This window comes from Vibrio sp. vnigr-6D03 (assembly GCF_002835515.1).
In the GTDB taxonomy this organism is placed as follows: domain Bacteria; phylum Pseudomonadota; class Gammaproteobacteria; order Enterobacterales; family Vibrionaceae; genus Vibrio; species Vibrio penaeicida.
Genome location: NZ_PIZL01000041.1, coordinates 1 through 16,729, shown reverse-complemented (window position 1 = coordinate 16,729; position 16,729 = coordinate 1). Strand labels below are relative to the sequence as shown.

The window sequence follows — 16,729 nt, the reverse complement described above, 5'->3', positions numbered from 1 at the left end:
CAATGAGAATTGATTGGGCTATTCGTTTTGAGGATCAATATTCTTATAAAGCGTTTCTTAAACCCTCACCTCATCTTGCCATGGGTGTTGAATCAATACTTCAGAGATTCTGTTTAAGAATGCTCCGGAGTATCCACCATCGACAGCGCGGTGATCAAATGATTGAGTTAACATTCCTTGGCTCGAAATACCGACCGATTCTTGTCCATTGTATTCAAATACAGCAGGTTTCCTCGTAATAGCATCGACAGATAAAATGGCTACTTGAGGAACATTGATGATTGGTGTGGTGAAAGCCGTGCCATAAACACCATTATTTGAGAGTGTATAAGTGCCTCCCTGAAGCTCATCAGCACTCAACTCGTTGTCCCTCGCTTTTCTCGCTAAGTAAGCTATCTTCTTTGCCAACCCTGTTACATTGTAATCCGCTGCATTTTTAATCACGGGCACAACAAGCCCTTTATGATTTAAATCAACAGCAATACCTAGGTGGATATCTCTCGACGTAATAAGCCTTTGATCTTCTACACGACCATTAAGGTCAGTAAATTCGGTCAACGCTATGCAAACAGCACGAGCGATAAATGCAAGTGGTGTAAGACTGCATCCATATTTTGTCTTAAATGCTTCTTTATGTTGAAGCCTAGTCCGCTCTACAGCGTCAAAACAAACATCAATACCTTGTGCAACATGAACGGCTTCATCAACCGACTTCGACATTTGATGGGCAATCATTTTTCGCATGTGGTTGAAAGGTTTAACCGTCTCAATTTCTGAATACGAATTCGATACCGAAAGTTCAGCCTGTGTTTCAATAGCGGGATGAAAGTCGTTGTTAATAGTAGGCTCGGTTTCAGCGGTCGTACTATCTAAGTGGTCTAAGACATCTTGCTTTGTTATTCGGCTGTGTTTACCTGTCCCCGCAATATCAGAAGCATGAAGATTGTGTTCTCCGAGTAATCGCCGCACGGCGGGTGATAGCGCATCCGATACCTGCTTTTGCTCCAATGACATCCATTGAAGTACATCTTTTTTTGTTATCCGATTATCTAAACCCGAACCTACAATATCATCCAAATCAACGTTATTATGCTTACACAAATATTTTAAGGCAGGTGATTTTAAGCCTTTATAGGTACCTTCAGTCGGCTCAGTTTCACTGGTTTCTTCGACGGTACACAAAGAATGAGCCTCCTCACCTTCGACCTGCAAAGTCGCAACAGGTAAACCAACATCGATAACCTCACCCACTTGAGCATGCTTTTCAACAAGAGTGCCATTTTCGACCGACGGCACTTCCATTGTTACTTTATCGGTTGAAATTTCAAAAAGTGTTTCACCTTTTTTTACTTCGTCACCAACTTCTTTGCACCAAAGAATGATTTCCCCTTCTGCCACGGTTTCTCCGAGTTGGGGCATTACAATATCCATATTATTGCCTCATAAATTTGGGGAGCCAGGCCAATCAAGAGCGATGTACTGGGTTTCTAAAAACTCACCCATCCCCATCTCACCACCTTCCCGACCAATGCCACTTTGCTTCATCCCGCCAAACGGGGCAGCAGGGTCCGATATCACGCCTTTATTGATTCCTACTACGCCAGCTTCGATTTGCTTCGCTACATTGACTGCGCGAGGAATATTTTCAGACATGACATAAGCTGCTAATCCAAATGGTGTGTCATTCGCTAGTTTGACAACTTCTTTTTCCGAATCGAAGGGAATAACAACGGCTACAGGTCCAAAGATTTCTTCTTCCAATATTTCACAGTTACTCGGAAGATCGCAAAGTACGGTTGGTCGGCAAAAGAACCCTTTGCCTCTCCATGTGTTTCCGCCGGTAACCAGTGTTGCTCCTTTTTCCACGGCATCTTGAACTAGACGTTCCACTTTAGACTGCGTTTGTTTATTCACCATAGGACCAACATCAACATCCGCATCCGTTCCAGAGCCAATAATAAGTTGTTCCATTTTAGTAGCTAAGAGTTCGTAGAATGATTTGTACAGGTTTCGAGCGACGTAAATTCGATTTGCTGCGATACATGATTCACCTGCATTTCGTATTTTCGCTAAAAGCGTTTGTTCTACGGCTTTCACCAGATTTGCATCATCAAGTACAATGACAGGCGCGTTACCTCCAAGCTCCATTGACGTATTCACTACACGATCCGCTGCATTGTGAAGCAATGTTCTCCCTACCTCAGTTGAGCCTGTGAAAGAAAGCTTAGCGATTCGCTCATCGGCAAACATAACTTGAGATACTTTTCTAGCGCTGATAGAGGGTAGAACAGAAACAACACCATCAGGTACGCCAACTCGCTTTAGTAGATCGGCGATATACAAAGCAGTTAATGGTGTTTCTGTAGCAGGTTTGAGGATAACGCTGCACCCTGCTGCCAATGCTGGGGCAATCTTTCTTGTCGCCATCGCTGCGGGAAAATTCCAGGGTGTCACAAGATAGGCTATCCCTACTGCATGCTGACACACCATGATTGCTTTATCACCATTGGGGGCGGGTGACATTGTTTGATTCAGTTGAATCGCTTGTTCTGAAAACCAGCGAAAGAATTCAGACGCATAGTTCACTTCTCCTTTGGATTCGGCAAGTGTTTTCCCCTCTTCCAAAGTGATGATCTTGGCGATGAGTTCTTTTTCATCTTGCATCAGTTGGTACGCTTTTCTCAGAATCTCTCCTCGCTCTCTGGGCGCGGTTTTCTTCCATATTTTCAGCCCCTTTTCAGCGCTGTCTATGGCTGCCTCTACATGCTTTTCGTTCGCAGAAGCGACATACGTAAGAAGCTCTTCGTTTGCAGGGTTATAAACAGGGATATCGCGACTTTGGCTGTTGAACCACTTTCCACCAATAAATACACCGGTTGGCAGCTTAATACCGTCGACAATCATATTGACACCACCCTTCTTACTTCATCAATGATCCGATCAACGGAAGGGATGACATGGTCTTCTAAATTATCAGCGGCAGGTAAAGGGATATGGGGCGTTGTGATGCGAGTTATCGGTGAATCCAGTTCAAAAAAACATTCATTCCCAACAATAGAGGCAATTTCCGCCCCCCAACCACATAACTGAGGGTTTTCCTCAACGGTGACTAACCTAGACGTCTTCTTTACATCATTAAGAATGGTATCTACATCAAGTGGGACGAGGCACCTTAAATCAATAACTGAGCAATCTATCCCCTCTTCTTTAAGTTTTTTTGCCGCTTTTTCTGCTCTTGGAACCATTGCTGCTAAGGCAACAATTGTAACGTCACTTCCATAGCGAATTTGGTTAGCTTTCCCCAGCTCGACAACATGCTCGCCATCTGGTATTTCACCTTTCATCGCGTAAAGAGATTTGTGTTCAAACACAATGACCGGATCAGAATCTCGAACAGCTGCAGCGAGTAACCCTTTCGCATCCGCTGGATTAGAAGGTGCAACAACCTTAATTCCCGGTATCATCATTGCCCAATTTTCTAAACTCTGTGAATGCTGCGCCCCAAAGCGAGAACCTGCACCGTTTGCCGTTCTAATCACAAGCGGAATCGTCATTTGTCCATCAGTCATGTACCGAGCTTTTGCAATTTCGTTAGCAACCATATCCCAACAAACGGCCAAAAAATCTGAGAACATTATTTCAGCAATGGGTTTAAGCCCTGTCATCGCCGCACCCATCGCAGCACCTAATATGGCTTGTTCGGATATAGGGGTATCCCTAACTCTCTCAGGACCAAATTCTTCATACAGACCAACCGTTGCTTTAAACACGCCTCCTGCTGCTGCTACGTCTTCCCCTAGAAATACGACATCATTGTCACGTCGTAACTCTTGGGCAATCCCCTCAGCAACGGCCTCTCGGTAGCTGATTAACTTCGCCATTCCCAACCTCCATTTGCCCACACATCTTTAAAACACAACGCCTCCGATGGAGCTGGAGATGTTTTTGCCTTTTCCGTGGCTTCGTCAATTTCATTTTCGACTTCAGCTTCTAGCTGTTCTATTCGTTTCTTATCCACCCCTTGTTGAAGCAAACGATCTCGATAGATATCAATTGGGTCATACGCGAGCCATTTTTCTAGCTCTTCCTTAGGGCGGTATTTTCCGGGGTCTGCACGTGAGTGCCCTTGGTGACGATAGGTTTTGGCTTCGATTAAACTAGGACCCCCGCCTTGCCTCGCTTTTTCAATCGCCGACTGAGCCACTTCAAACATTGCATCGGCATCATTTCCATCCACAATGATGGATTCTAAGCCATACGCTGAAGCGCGATCAGCCGCTGGATGCTTAACCGCTGTTACATTGCCGATTGGCGTGTATTCCATATAAAGGTTGTTTTCACACACAAAGACAACGGGCAAAGACCAAATAACAGCGAAGTTAAGTGCCTCGTGGAATGCACCAATATTGGTTGTGCCATCACCAAAGAAAACAACCGTGACTTCACCGCTTTCTTTGTATTGGCTTTTCCATGCACTTCCAGTGGCAATACACAGTTGCGCTCCGATAATAGCGTATGAACCCATCGCACCATGCTCGACACTCGTTAAATGCATAGAGCCACCTTTACCACTAAGAATCCCGCCTTCGCGACCCATTAATTCAGCAAACAATGCCGACATATCAGCACCACGAACCAAGGTGTGCGTATGGCCACGATAGGTGCAAAAGGTATAATCGCCCTTTTTCATCGCTACACCAAAGCCAGCAGCTACCGCCTCCTGACCCATAGCTAAGTGATTCGTTCCCTTCACTAAATTTTGTAAAAACAGATCAGAAGCGCGTTGTTCAAACCCGCGGGCTCTGAGCATGGTCTTGTACAGCGACCATTGAATTTCCTCTGTAATTTCTAGGGGCATTTGTTTCTTCCTTGAATCAGTATTTATTTGCAATAAATAGGTCTTGCGCTGGAAACAATGTAATCACTTCAGAACCAGTCGCTGTGACGACAACTTCTTCTTCGATTCGAGCTGCGCCGTTGCCATCTGCCGAAGGACAATACGTTTCAAGGGCAAACACCATACCTTCTTGAAGTTCAAATGGATGTTCCATAGAGACTAAGCGGCTAATAATAGGACGTTCGTGCAATGCTAGTCCTATTCCATGACCAAACTGCAAACCAAAGGCTTCCATTTCACTAGCAAAGCCGAACTCTTCCGCTTTTGGCCAAACCGCGGCAATTTTATCTGTCGTCATTCCTGGACGAATAAGATCAATCGCTGCATCTATCCACTCTCTCGCTTTTTTATATGCATCCATTTGTGCCTGACTTGCGCTGCCTACATTGAGTGTGCGGTAGTAGCAGGTTCGATAGCCCATAAATGAATGAATTATATCGAAGAAGGCTTGATCGCCAGGGCGGTACATTCGGTCAGTAAAGTTGTGAGGATGCGGATTTCCTCGCTCACCGGAAATCGCGTTGATGGCTTCGACATCATCAGATCCGTTGTCGTATAAGAATTTATTAACAAGTCCAACGCTTTCATTTTCGCGTTTTCCCGGCTTAAGCTCACACGCCAATTCGTGATAAGCGCCGTCAACCATCGCCGCAGCCATATTCAAAAGAACGACTTCATCCATCGATTTTATTTGTCTCGCTTCCAACATGAGTTGTTGGCAATCGCGGATTTCTAACCCTTCTGCTTTTAATGCTTCAAGCATTGGGAGTTCTGCAACGTCAACACCAACAGGCATATCTGCAACGCCTTCTGCCACCAGCAAATCTTTAATTTCTCGGGCAGCTTTTTTAAAGAGCCCAGCCTCCTCACCCATCGAACCTCGTAATCCAAGCATCCCAGATTTAAAGTGTTCTGCATCGATTAACGGTTGATATAACTGGTGGTGCTTGGCAGCAGAGCCGAAATCCCATAAATAGGGATCTGAGTTTCCCGTGAAAAGAGAGTATCGGGCAATTTTGTCTCTTGCCCACTCTCCTATTACCGTACTCGTGAGGTATCGAATATTATTGTTATCAAAGCAAAGAACCGCGCCAAATTCCGACTTTTCAAGAACTGTCTGTACACGTCCGACCCGATACCGATGCAAACGATTGAAGTCTACTCTTTGCTCAAAATCCACGCTCATCTTCCCTGGCGCAGGAATCTTCTTAGACCATTCCCAACCTGGCTCTATATCACTTTCTCGAACTATCCTTGGTTCTGTGGGTTTGACAATTTCCATAGACATTCCTTTGTTATTAATGCAAACGTTTGCAAACAAATTCCAAATAATAAGCCGTATCCGTACTATCCTATGTCTTATAACACAGGCTGCATTTGGATAGGCTTCAGCTTGCAAACGATTGCAGCACATAGTAGATTAATTGTCAATCATGTAATTAACATTATGTTTACATCATTTTCTCTATTCGCCAAAGTGCGAATAATAAAGTAAGGGATAAAGATTGAGCTCCTCACGAAGTACAAATAAGAAGCGAGTAACCGTCAAAGATGTTGCTAATGCCTTGAATATTAACGCATCTACAGTTTCTCGTGCTTTAAGCCCCGATAAACAGCATTTAGTATCCGATCGAGTTGTAGAGCAGGTAATTAAGAAAAGTCGAGAAATGGGATACAGCGTCAACCCTCTCGCTTCAGCACTTAAAAAGGGCTCAACGAAAACAATTGGCGTTATGATCCCCGACATCTTGAACCCGATGTTTCCCCCACTCATCAATCAAATTCAACAACGCGCTCATAAATTGGGATATACACTGACATTTGCTTATACGGAAAATAACTCCTTAATTGCAATGGAAGAGTTAAAGCGACTTGTTTCCCGAAACGTTGATGGAATCATAATGGCATCGGCATTTCGTGAAGACCCTACCGTTGAGTATTGTCAGCAAATGCATGTTCCACTTGTGCTGCTTACACGATCAGTTGATTCACTCGTCACCGACCAAATACTTGTTGATGACAATGAAGGAATTCAGCAGCTCACATCACACCTATACAAATTGGGGCACAGAAAAATCGCTCACATTGCTGGACCAAGCGAGATTTCTTCTGGCTTTAATCGAAGGTTGGCATTCAAAGCCGCTGCCGAGATGTACGATCTTCAACCCGCATTAGTGCAAGCTTCTGCGTTCTCTGAAGAAGCTGGGCACAATGCTTCTATAGAGCTGTTTGAGAAATACCCAGAAACAACCGCTGTAATAGCAAGTAATGACTTGTTGGCGTTAGGTTGCATTGGTGAGCGAGAAAGCCAAGGTGTCCACTGTCCAGATGACATTTCTATTACTGGTATCAACGACATGCCATTCTTAGACTGGTTTAGAATTCCGTTAACCACGTTGTCTATCCCTAATGTAGAGATGGCAAATGAAGCAATCAATATGTTAGTGAATCAAATTAAAGCAGGAACGGAAGAAGTATCTCCTCGTAAGGTTCTGTTACAGCCAAAACTTGTCGTTCGTCAATCAACAAGAAAGCTCAATCGCTAGAGCTTTCTGACTTGATCTCATACTAAGGGTTAAGCCTTTACGACTTTGTTAACGCCGTATTCGGCTTTAAGCAATACAATCTGCCTTTACTCTTCATTTTTTGGCTTTACAATGAGCCCAAACTCTTTATTTCCCTAGGTTCTCTCTATGTCAATTCAATGGTTTCCGGGCCACATGCACAAAGCCCGAAAAGAGATCGAAGAAGTCATTCCTCAAGTCGACGTTATCATCGAAGTATTGGATGCAAGAATTCCTTTCAGTTCTGAAAACCCAATGATCTCTTCACTTCGAAAGGACAAGCCCTGCGTAAAAGTCCTTAATAAACGTGACCTTTCCGATCCTGCCATGACTGATCACTGGATAGAGCACTTAGAAAAAGAGAAAGGTGTAAAAGCCATGGCAATCACTACGTCTAACCCGCAAGAAGTCCATAAGATAATGGAATTGTGTCGTAAGTTAGCGCCTCACCGTGAACAGATGGGTAAAAACATTCGCACGATGATTATGGGCATACCAAACGTCGGTAAATCTACAATCATTAACACTTTAGCGGGTCGAACCATAGCCGTAACTGGTAATCAGCCAGCGGTGACGCGTCGGCAACAACGCATAAATTTGCAAAATGGCATTGTGTTGTCGGATACACCCGGAATTCTTTGGCCAAAAGTAGAGAACCCTCACAGCGGGTTCAGGCTCGCTGCTACAGGGGCGGTAAAAGATACCGCGATGGAATATGACGAGGTTGCTTTTTACACCGTTGAGTACTTAGCTGAGCAGTACCCTGACCTTCTAAAAGAACGCTACCAATTAGATGAGTTGCCCACTTCAGACATTGAATTAATGGAAGAAATTGGTCGCAAGCGTGGTGCACTTCGCTCAGGTGGTCGAGTCGACCTACATAAGGCATCAGAAATTCTCCTCCATGAGCTACGAGGCGGTACCATTGGTCAGATCACTCTGGAACGCCCAGAAATGATTACGCAAGAGCTCATCGAAGTAGAAAAAGAAGCAGAACGAAAGGCAGAACAAAAGCTTAAGAAAAAAGAAGAACGCCGTAAACGTTACCTGAAAAACAAGCGATAATCCCTTCATCTCATTCATCACCTCACTTTAAGCAGATCATCCGGTCTTATTAAAGTGAGGTGAATATTCCTCCAAAAGAATACCTATGTTAGGTGCGTAATTCTCGTTTTTACTGGCAGTTTCTAGATTTGATTGCCATGCTTATATCGAGAGTTAGCCTTCAAATCGATGATTTACCACAACTTATAGTAGTGTAAATCATTCTGTTTGTGAAAATTTTATTCTTTGTTCTCTTGCAGTTGGTTAATGTAATGGTTTTCATTTTTGGGACTTCACTATGAACTATTGATAAAACCATCCAATAGACAAAGTGATAGCTTGCTATTAATTTGATATAGTACTTAGGGTTACGCATAGTGAATGAGGTTATAGTACTTGCTACACAAGCATGGATATAGCCTCAAATTGCATGTCTGTTAATGGTTGCCGTTTAACCTTTAATGCTTACTAGGTTGCTTATGATTTTAAATAATCGTGAAGAGTTTAATGCACATTGTTTTATAGACGATGAGGGGAAGCATTATGCAAAATACGACAATTTGATCATTACGAGTGCTTTTCAGGCAATCATGACGCCGGCAATGCAGCCTTTCGCCTATGAAGCCCTCGCGAGATTCAGTAGTGAAACGACAAGAGAAAATATCCGCCCCGATATTCTATTTGACTCAGAGCAGGTTTCTATCTCCAAAAAGATCAATTTAGATCGCCTTACTCGCGCAATTCACGTTAGAAATTTTGCTCAATCCAATAAGGCAAATCTTAAATTGTTTTTAAACGTTCTCCCTGTTTCTGGCGAATACAATGCTTTTATGGCAATTAAAGCCAGCTTGCTTGAAAAGAGAATTGCTGAGCTTGGAATGGATACAAAACAAGTTGTTATGGAAATTGTAGAAAGTGCGGCTTTCGACGATCAATTACTGCTTGATGCCACTCGTTCAATGCAGAATGCTGGTTTTCAAGTTGCAATGGATGATTTTGGTGTAAAATCATCCGACTTTGAACGTCTCAACCTTCTTAATCCAGAAATAGTAAAAATTGATCGCTCCCTATTACTTGATTACATGTCGGGAAACGGAAGTGCACTAACAGATATAGTACGCGCAGCAAGACGAATAGATGCAAAGATTATCACTGAAGGAGTTGAAGAAGAAGCCCAATACAACGCTATGAAAGCGTTAGGTATAGACTTCTATCAAGGGTATCTGTTCTCAATGCCAGAACCCCTTATGTGTACTGCAAAAGTAAAATAGTCACCAATTGGAATTGGGACGCATTTTAATACAGTGTGCTTTTTCTTAATTGAGCCCGCAAATCCCTAAAAGAACAGATTCTAGCTGTTCCCATGGCATAAGCTGAGTGTCGATAACCTCTATACGAGTTTCAAATCCCTCTAGGCTTATCTGATTTACAGATATGACGCCATTGGCATTGTTGATGGAGTAGCAGCCCTTGTCCGTATTAATCACGCCTTTTACTCGCTCTGCCGTTAAGTCACGTAACATACTCATTAAGAGTTCAAAATTGAAGATACATTCCGAACCAAAAACCCAACCACAACTATAAAAGCCCTGCCCTCTATTTTCCTTTCTAACATAAGTTTGATCAGGAGATAGGATGAATTCAGGTAAGTCTATCGCATGGTCATGTTGGTCATCACTCACTGCATCGAGCGACGAGGGGTTATGACTCGATTTGGAAGATGATTCAACTCGCTCTTTCCTTTCAATATCTAGGGATTGAATATCCAGAATGCCTCTCTCGGTAACGATAGATACTTTTATGCTTTCTTGTCGTTTAGCCCAGTCTTCAAAATACAATAATTCCGACTCGCTACACTCATCTGCTTTGTTTGCTACTACAACATCTGCACTAGCGAGTTGGTCGTTAAAATTCTTGTTTTCTAAATACTTTTCGATTTGGAGGTTTCGAGGATCAACAAGAGCAAACGTGGCTTTTAAATCGACATAATTCGCGTATTGCTCGGAAAGCAATGTTGAAATCACCTGCTTAGGGTGACCTAGCCCCGTCGGCTCAATGATCAAGCGATCGGGTTTCTGACGTAACAATGCCGTAATTCCTACAGACATCGGAACACCTGCCGTACAGCACATGCAACCACCAGGAACTTCTTTAATCAACGCTCCTTGGTCGGTCAAGAGCGCTCCATCGATGCCAATTTCTCCAAACTCATTAACTAAAACAGCCCATGATTCGTTCTCTGGCTTATTTTTTAACAAGTTAAGAATTGCTGTTGTTTTTCCTACACCTAAAAAGCCAGTGATAATATTCGTTGGAACCATCGTATTTCCTTTGGGCAAGCGTTGTTTAGTCTTAAGCAGCGCGGCATTATAACCATATTGTTATATTATTACACTTATCATTTCTCAAAAGAGTCTCTCTCGACAGCAAATCGATTTACTCATCTTTTAGGTCGTTAACTAACCATTACTCAATAAACGCCAACCTCTTGAACTTAAGGGCTTTAGAGACCGCTAGCCAGAGAAAGATCTAAACTCTATGTTTTAGAAAAAATAAGCGCTAGAAACTAAAAAGGCGCACCACATAAAGTGATACGCCTCAGACCTCGTTCTCAATCGTGAGTTTGCGAATTAGCTACCAGTCGGGTACTAACAACTTACGAGGATTTCCTGTGTTTTACTTGTCTTCCTACCAAATTTTTATGTAGAGCCAATTTTCTCCCTTCAATGAAGTGTCACGCTTGCTCTACATTTTTAGTATCGTCCATATCGGCTAATTTGCAATCGATTCTAGAAAAAGATCGTTTAAAGATCCTGCCAATGTCACACTTTCGCTTTTCAAATAGCTAATTGGAGAAAACAATCAGTACGACAACGGCACACTTCGCATTATTTCTTCGAAGACAATGCATCTTAAAAGCCCTTCGGTATAATACGCGCACTTAATTTATGCACCTTTGAATAGTCATTCAATAGAGTAAATGTAACTCCTTGTCGGTGACATTTAGGGTATGCATCACGCTAAATCCGTCACGCGGTAGAATTTTGCAGTAGAAGGAATCACATCATTGGACTGGAAACGCTTTATCTACTTCCAACATGTCCCAACAGCACAAGCGTCGCTCGCACTTGGATTTATTGGTCTTGGTCAAGCTTGGGCACTTTATTTTCCTTTATTTGGTGATGTAATTCGTCCCTTTTGCTCTATTGTCGGTTCTTTGCTCCTTGCTCCAGTCCTAATTAGATATGTTACCTCTCCCAGGTTGTTTCTCCATGATATCAAGCACCCGCTCCGAGGAAGCCTAATGGCTCCGATGAGCATGGCGTTGTTAGTATTATGCGATTATCTCGCCATATTACTCCCTAAGATTGCGCATCCACTTTGGTTTGCGGCGCTAACTTTACATATCACCATGATGGTGTTGTTCTTTTCATTTCAGATAAGTAACTTTAAGTTCACCAATATTTTTCCAAGTTGGTTTCTCTATCCTGTAGGTGTGATCAGTTCAACGCTAGCCGGAAGCACATTAGGTCACACTGTATTTTCGCAAAATATGGCGATGGTATGCATTGCTATCTATTTTGTTATGCTGCCTATGGTTCTGTACCGTTTGGTTTTCGCAGGCAAACTTCCCCGACCTGCTCGCCCAACCCTTGCCATCATGGCGGCACCTGTAAACCTTTCTCTGGCCGCTTATCTCGTCAATTTCCCAAATCCAGACCCCATTTTAGCTGGGGCATTATCTGGTATTGCGATCACAATGACTCTTCTCATCTATCTCTGCTACTTCAAACTGATGAGGCTAAAATTTCAGCCATCCATTGCAGCTGTTACCTTTCCTTCCGTAATCAGTGCAATTGCTATGCAAAGATTAACCACATGGTTTGCAGAACAACACACTCAGTGGGTATGGTTACATTGGTTTGGCTTCTTCGAAATTACAATAGCGACTGTTTTGGTGGTTTGGGTATCGGCAAATTATCTAAAAATGTACTGGCCTGAGCTATCATTAAAGTTAACTAAGCCCGATTAATTTATAGATGAAACTAATGGAATAATGCTTGTTTATTTCAACAAATCTATTTAAGCCGCACTCCCTAAAGGGTAATTTAGATAATAAATAGATAAATAAAGGATAGCTTTTTTTGCAATAAGCGCCAAAAACATAAATATTGCATAATGACGTATCTATTTCTCTGGATATTAATAAAAGGGTCAGCTGACCTCACAAATATCCACATAAGAGAAATATCATGAGTAATTTTACCGCTAAACCACTGCCGTCTTTTATTGAGAATAAACTCGAGACATATCTCGAAAAGCACATCTATTCCAGAAATAACGGTAAACACATAGTACAAGGCTTACAACCTAGCGACGATTCGATAGTACTCAGAAGCAACGACTATTTGGCCATATGCAATCACGATTTCATTAAGGCTCGGCAAATCAACGCACTGAGTAATGCGACTCGCGAACCCATCATGTCTGCTGTATTCCAAAGCCAAACGGTAGATGAAAGCTCTTTTGAACAGAAATTTGCAGATTTCTTAGGATTCGACCATTGCATTATCACTCAGTCTGGGTGGGCAGCGAACGTCGGCTTGCTTCAAACCATTGCCGACCAAGATACCCATGTTTACATTGACTTTTTTGCCCATATGTCTTTATGGCACGGTGCACAAAACACCGGCAGTAAAATTCACCCTTTCCTTCACAACAAACCAAAGAATTTACTTAAACAAATAAAGAAATACGGCCCTGGTATCGTCGTTATTGATTCGGTGTACAGTACACACGGAACCGTCGCACCACTTAAGGAATTTGTAGAAGTAGCCAACGAGCAAGGCTGTGCCATCATTGTTGATGAATCTCACTCGATTGGAACACACGGCCCAGACGGCGCTGGCTTGCTCTCTGAGCTTGGTTTAACCGACAAGGTGGACTTCGTAACAACTAGCCTAGCTAAGACGTTCTCCTACCGCGCAGGCGCAATCTTGTGCCACCACAAGGTACATGAATGTCTACCTTTTATCTCGTTACCCGCAATTTTTAGCTCAGGCATTATTCCTTATGAAATGGAAGCACTAAAAGCAACATTAGAGCTCATTAAAAAGAGTGACCATAGACGTGAGGATTTATTCAATAAATCTCATAAACTTATTTCAGGGTTGAAATCCTTGGATATTCGCACAGACAGCAACTCACAAATTGTTGCAATAGAAACAGGAACCGAGGAGAACACAGAAAAAGTGCGTGACTTCTTCGAATTAAACGGAATTTTTGGTGCGGTATTTTGTAGCCCTGCAACACCAAAAAATAAAAGTGTTATTCGTCTATCTGTAAATAGTGAAGTGAGTGATGCACAATTAGACAAAGTATTGACTGTTTGCAGTTTAGCTAAAGAGCAAGGTTTGTTAGCTTAATATGAAATTTAATTAGCTAATTGGTTAATTTATATATCCAGTATATCGGTTTAGTTGATAAATAAATAAGCAATAAAATGAATAGGGCTATATGCATGGTAATTTATAAAACATTTTGTTTTTTACCGATGCTATAGCCCTACATTTTTTGGTCTAGCTAAGCCTTTTGTAACTATTTATGTTTGGGGCTCACTTTATATCCAAGTAGACACTTTTTGTATCAACACATCTTTGGATGCGGGTTTTAATATGTAGTCGTTCATACCGCTTTCTGAAATAGATTTAAGCGTTTTCTCGCATTTTTCACCAGTGAAGCAGATGATCGGTATATCTTTCCCATTGTGCTGATATTTTTGGTCACGAATGGCGACAGTGGTCTCTATGCCATCCATCTCGGGCATTTCTAAATCCATTAGAATGAGATTTACATCGTTAGAGTTAAGCAAAAGCAGCGCCTCTCTGCCATTCTCGGCTTGGAGTACTTTATAGCCCTGCCTTTCCAAAAGAGTGGATGAATAAAGCCGAAGTGACGCGTTGTCGTCAACAATTAAAATGGTTGTATTTCCCTTATAGCCCTCAGGTACTCTTGTAATCTCGCTTCCCTTCGATGCCTTTTCAAAAAATAACTTATCGAGTTTTGTCGCTAACCCTTTTGTGAACGCAGTTACCTCTAGTAATTCATAGGATAGTATTCGATTTAATGTTAGGTAATTCAGTATGTTTCCAGAGTAAAGGTAGACAATTTTTCCTTCAAAGCTGCAAAGTTCCTTCTCAAGAGAAATGAAGCGTGTTTTATCTTCTTGATAGCTCGAAAGATTTACCAATATTACATCTTGAATAAGTTTGCCCGCGTTCAAATCCAGGCTTGTAGGTTCACTGTGGCTCAGTTCATACCCAGTGAAGAAAGCATGGGATTGAAGCGCATTGAGTGTTTCCCCTGCTCCGCCGAGGTAAAGCAAAGACTTATCTTTAACCACACTACTCTTTAAAGAAAAGACGCGCTCAGATTCGTATTTAGGGAATCTAAGCTCAAACTGTGTTCCTTTGTTTACTTCACTTTTGCAAACGATAGTTCCTTTAAACGCTTTCATCACTTTACGACAGAACGGCAGACCTAGCCCAAAGCCACCTTTTTTACCGGAAGTATAGAAATCACTGAATATGTTTTCGATGTTTTCACTGTCGATACCTGGTCCCGTATCTTCGACAAATATTGAATTAAACTCTTCTCCGATGACAAGTTTGATATCAATTTGGAAATCCGTTCGGTGTTTGTAATAAAGTGCATTTTTTAACAAATTGAAGATAACGTAGCGTAGCAGTACATCACTACCAAAATAGGGTTCGGATTCGTCAAATGTCAGTCGGATCAAACTTCTATCCGCAGCATTATTGAAGTGGAACCCTTCAATTGAACTTTCTAGCGTTTCACCTAATGAATGTCGTCGGAAACTAGATGTGGAAAGTTTGTGCTCATCAATGGATGTCAATAAAAGGCTAATGGTTTCATTGCCCCTTTCAATGACATTAAGAGAGTCGTCAAGAATGCCATTAATCTCGTCTAAGCTTTTGGCATCGAGAGGATAAAAATCGGATAGTTGCTGTGCATTGCGCTCCGGCAACAAATGTTTTACTACCTCAATGGAACTGTAAACCGCACTTAAAGGGTTCCTCATTTCGTGCGCAATACCAGCTCCAAATGATTTAGCTAGCGAAACTTTAGATTCATTTTCTGTAAAGTTTCGATAATAAAAGAGCGTGCCAAATGCGTATGTAAAGAAGAATACGGGCATCAGCGTCCATTCAAAATACGTTACAGGATCACCTTGGACAAATATTGTCGCATAAGCTGCTGCATAGCCAGTAAGGCTTTGTAAGAATACGATTCTCGTGTCGTATATCAGCAAAATCTGAAGGAAAATCCCCGACATTAACGACATGCTCCAGATCATTGACCAATCGTTTTTCAAAAGCATGTAGAAAAAGAAATAAGGGATGCACACGCCTAACGAAATGACATAGTAGATATGCAGGTAGCGCTTTAAATAGATTGGCAAAACATCTCGAAGTAAAATAGGAACGAGTAATAGTCCGCATACAATTCGAAAGCCTAAATTCTCGTAGCTTTCAGGCGCTAGCCATGTCCAAACGAAGTAATAAGCTGGAAAACCAATAATCCCCATTAAAGCCACAATGGTCAGATTAGGTTCCGCGTATTCATAGATCTTTTTTGCACGATCGAACTGCATTAGTGTCCCTAGCCAAAGCACGATTATTCTTATCATATAGTCGGATTAGTTATAGCACAGAATAATACTCGATTCATTGAAACTGAGTGAAGTATGATCCACGCCAAACTTCTTCAAAAAATTGAATAACTCATTGTTAAATTGGGTAATTAAGTAAAGGTTCTGTGACCAATAATCTACAAATATTGAGACCACCGATTGGAAATTGACCAACCATAGAGCCGAAATACAAACCTCATTCATATATCTCTGTTGTTTGTACGCCAGTTCCCAAAAATGAGATTAAATTTCATTACAAAATCGACAACCATTTCGTGGTTGTCGAAACAAAGCGTTGCGAAATTCACCTGTCATCACTTATTCAGCCTAACTGGTTTTCAGTGTCATGCCTTCAAATACTAAAAGTTACTTTGAAGTAGGTACTTGTTAAACCTGAGCTCAATCAAATATATAAAACGACTCTATTCATCGATTCATTAACCATCACAGCAAAGTCGGCACCAATAACAAAGCCCCTAATAATAGGGGCTTTCAGATTGATGACGAACC

12 protein-coding genes are annotated in these 16,729 nt (G+C 42.0%); 5 read left to right on the top strand and 7 right to left on the bottom strand.

The features are described 5' to 3' along the window. Positions 1-57: 57 nt before the first annotated feature. The 5 genes from CW749_RS24075 to CW749_RS24055 are packed head-to-tail and all read right to left on the bottom strand — an operon-like array spanning position 58 to position 6,179. Positions 58-1,431: a dihydrolipoamide acetyltransferase family protein gene (locus CW749_RS24075; RefSeq protein WP_101115004.1), complete on the bottom strand. Its 1,374-nt coding sequence runs from the start codon at positions 1,429-1,431 to the stop codon at positions 58-60. A 9-nt stretch (positions 1,432-1,440) separates the two neighbouring features. Continuing rightward, positions 1,441-2,904 (bottom strand): NAD-dependent succinate-semialdehyde dehydrogenase, encoded by a 1,464-nt coding sequence (locus CW749_RS24070; RefSeq protein WP_101115003.1) that lies wholly within the window; start codon positions 2,902-2,904, stop codon positions 1,441-1,443. Further along, positions 2,901-3,881 carry an alpha-ketoacid dehydrogenase subunit beta gene (locus CW749_RS24065; RefSeq protein ID WP_101115002.1) on the bottom strand — a complete coding sequence of 327 codons (981 nt, stop codon included), beginning with the start codon at positions 3,879-3,881 and terminating at the stop codon, positions 2,901-2,903. The genes CW749_RS24070 and CW749_RS24065 overlap by 4 nt, the downstream gene beginning before the upstream one ends. After that, the gene (locus CW749_RS24060) at positions 3,869-4,858 is read right to left on the bottom strand and encodes a thiamine pyrophosphate-dependent dehydrogenase E1 component subunit alpha (RefSeq protein WP_101115001.1); all 990 of its coding nucleotides are present in this window, start codon (positions 4,856-4,858) and stop codon (positions 3,869-3,871) included. The genes CW749_RS24065 and CW749_RS24060 overlap by 13 nt, the downstream gene beginning before the upstream one ends. Before the next feature lie 16 nt (positions 4,859-4,874). After that, positions 4,875-6,179, bottom strand: coding sequence for a Xaa-Pro peptidase family protein (locus CW749_RS24055; RefSeq protein ID WP_101115000.1), 1,305 nt, complete (start codon positions 6,177-6,179; stop codon positions 4,875-4,877). Positions 6,180-6,402: 223 nt separating this feature from the next. On the opposite strand from CW749_RS24055, the gene CW749_RS24050 reads away from it, so the two are divergent. The 3 genes from CW749_RS24050 (at position 6,403) to CW749_RS24040 (ending at position 9,776) form a co-directional block, all read left to right on the top strand. Beyond that, positions 6,403-7,443: a LacI family DNA-binding transcriptional regulator gene (locus tag CW749_RS24050; protein ID WP_101114999.1), complete on the top strand. Its 1,041-nt coding sequence runs from the start codon at positions 6,403-6,405 to the stop codon at positions 7,441-7,443. Between the two features lie 147 nt (positions 7,444-7,590). Continuing rightward, the gene (ylqF, locus tag CW749_RS24045) at positions 7,591-8,526 is read left to right on the top strand and encodes a ribosome biogenesis GTPase YlqF (protein WP_101114998.1); all 936 of its coding nucleotides are present in this window, start codon (positions 7,591-7,593) and stop codon (positions 8,524-8,526) included. Positions 8,527-8,984: 458 nt separating this feature from the next. After that, on the top strand, positions 8,985-9,776 hold the full coding sequence (locus CW749_RS24040) for an EAL domain-containing protein (protein WP_180958484.1): 792 nt from the start codon (positions 8,985-8,987) through the stop codon (positions 9,774-9,776). A gap of 45 nt (positions 9,777-9,821) precedes the next feature. Here the strand turns inward: CW749_RS24040 and CW749_RS24035 are convergent, their stop codons facing one another. Further along, complete coding sequence (locus CW749_RS24035; protein ID WP_101114996.1) at positions 9,822-10,826, bottom strand: GTP-binding protein; 1,005 nt, start codon at positions 10,824-10,826, stop codon at positions 9,822-9,824. 746 nt (positions 10,827-11,572) lie between these two features. On the opposite strand from CW749_RS24035, the gene CW749_RS24030 reads away from it, so the two are divergent. Together CW749_RS24030 and cqsA are read left to right on the top strand one after the other, a co-directional pair. After that, positions 11,573-12,538 (top strand): TDT family transporter, encoded by a 966-nt coding sequence (locus CW749_RS24030; RefSeq protein ID WP_237322566.1) that lies wholly within the window; start codon positions 11,573-11,575, stop codon positions 12,536-12,538. A gap of 220 nt (positions 12,539-12,758) precedes the next feature. Continuing rightward, a complete protein-coding gene (gene cqsA / locus CW749_RS24025; RefSeq protein ID WP_101114995.1) occupies positions 12,759-13,931 on the top strand; it encodes an alpha-hydroxyketone-type quorum-sensing autoinducer synthase in 1,173 nt (390 codons plus the stop codon). Between the two features lie 194 nt (positions 13,932-14,125). Here the strand turns inward: cqsA and CW749_RS24020 are convergent, their stop codons facing one another. After that, complete coding sequence (locus CW749_RS24020; RefSeq protein WP_180958483.1) at positions 14,126-16,180, bottom strand: hybrid sensor histidine kinase/response regulator; 2,055 nt, start codon at positions 16,178-16,180, stop codon at positions 14,126-14,128. Positions 16,181-16,729: the final 549 nt, after the last annotated feature.

Coding starts and splice junctions, on each gene's coding strand:
- ylqF (WP_101114998.1), top strand. CDS start 7,591: ATGTCAATTCAATGGTTTCCGGGCCACATGCACAAAGCCCGAAAAGAG.
- CW749_RS24065 (WP_101115002.1), bottom strand. CDS start 3,881: ATGGCGAAGTTAATCAGCTACCGAGAGGCCGTTGCTGAGGGGATTGCC.
- CW749_RS24060 (WP_101115001.1), bottom strand. CDS start 4,858: ATGCCCCTAGAAATTACAGAGGAAATTCAATGGTCGCTGTACAAGACC.
- CW749_RS24020 (WP_180958483.1), bottom strand. CDS start 16,180: ATGCAGTTCGATCGTGCAAAAAAGATCTATGAATACGCGGAACCTAAT.
- CW749_RS24075 (WP_101115004.1), bottom strand. CDS start 1,431: ATGGATATTGTAATGCCCCAACTCGGAGAAACCGTGGCAGAAGGGGAA.
- CW749_RS24055 (WP_101115000.1), bottom strand. CDS start 6,179: ATGGAAATTGTCAAACCCACAGAACCAAGGATAGTTCGAGAAAGTGAT.
- cqsA (WP_101114995.1), top strand. CDS start 12,759: ATGAGTAATTTTACCGCTAAACCACTGCCGTCTTTTATTGAGAATAAA.
- CW749_RS24040 (WP_180958484.1), top strand. CDS start 8,985: ATGATTTTAAATAATCGTGAAGAGTTTAATGCACATTGTTTTATAGAC.
- CW749_RS24035 (WP_101114996.1), bottom strand. CDS start 10,826: ATGGTTCCAACGAATATTATCACTGGCTTTTTAGGTGTAGGAAAAACA.
- CW749_RS24070 (WP_101115003.1), bottom strand. CDS start 2,904: ATGATTGTCGACGGTATTAAGCTGCCAACCGGTGTATTTATTGGTGGA.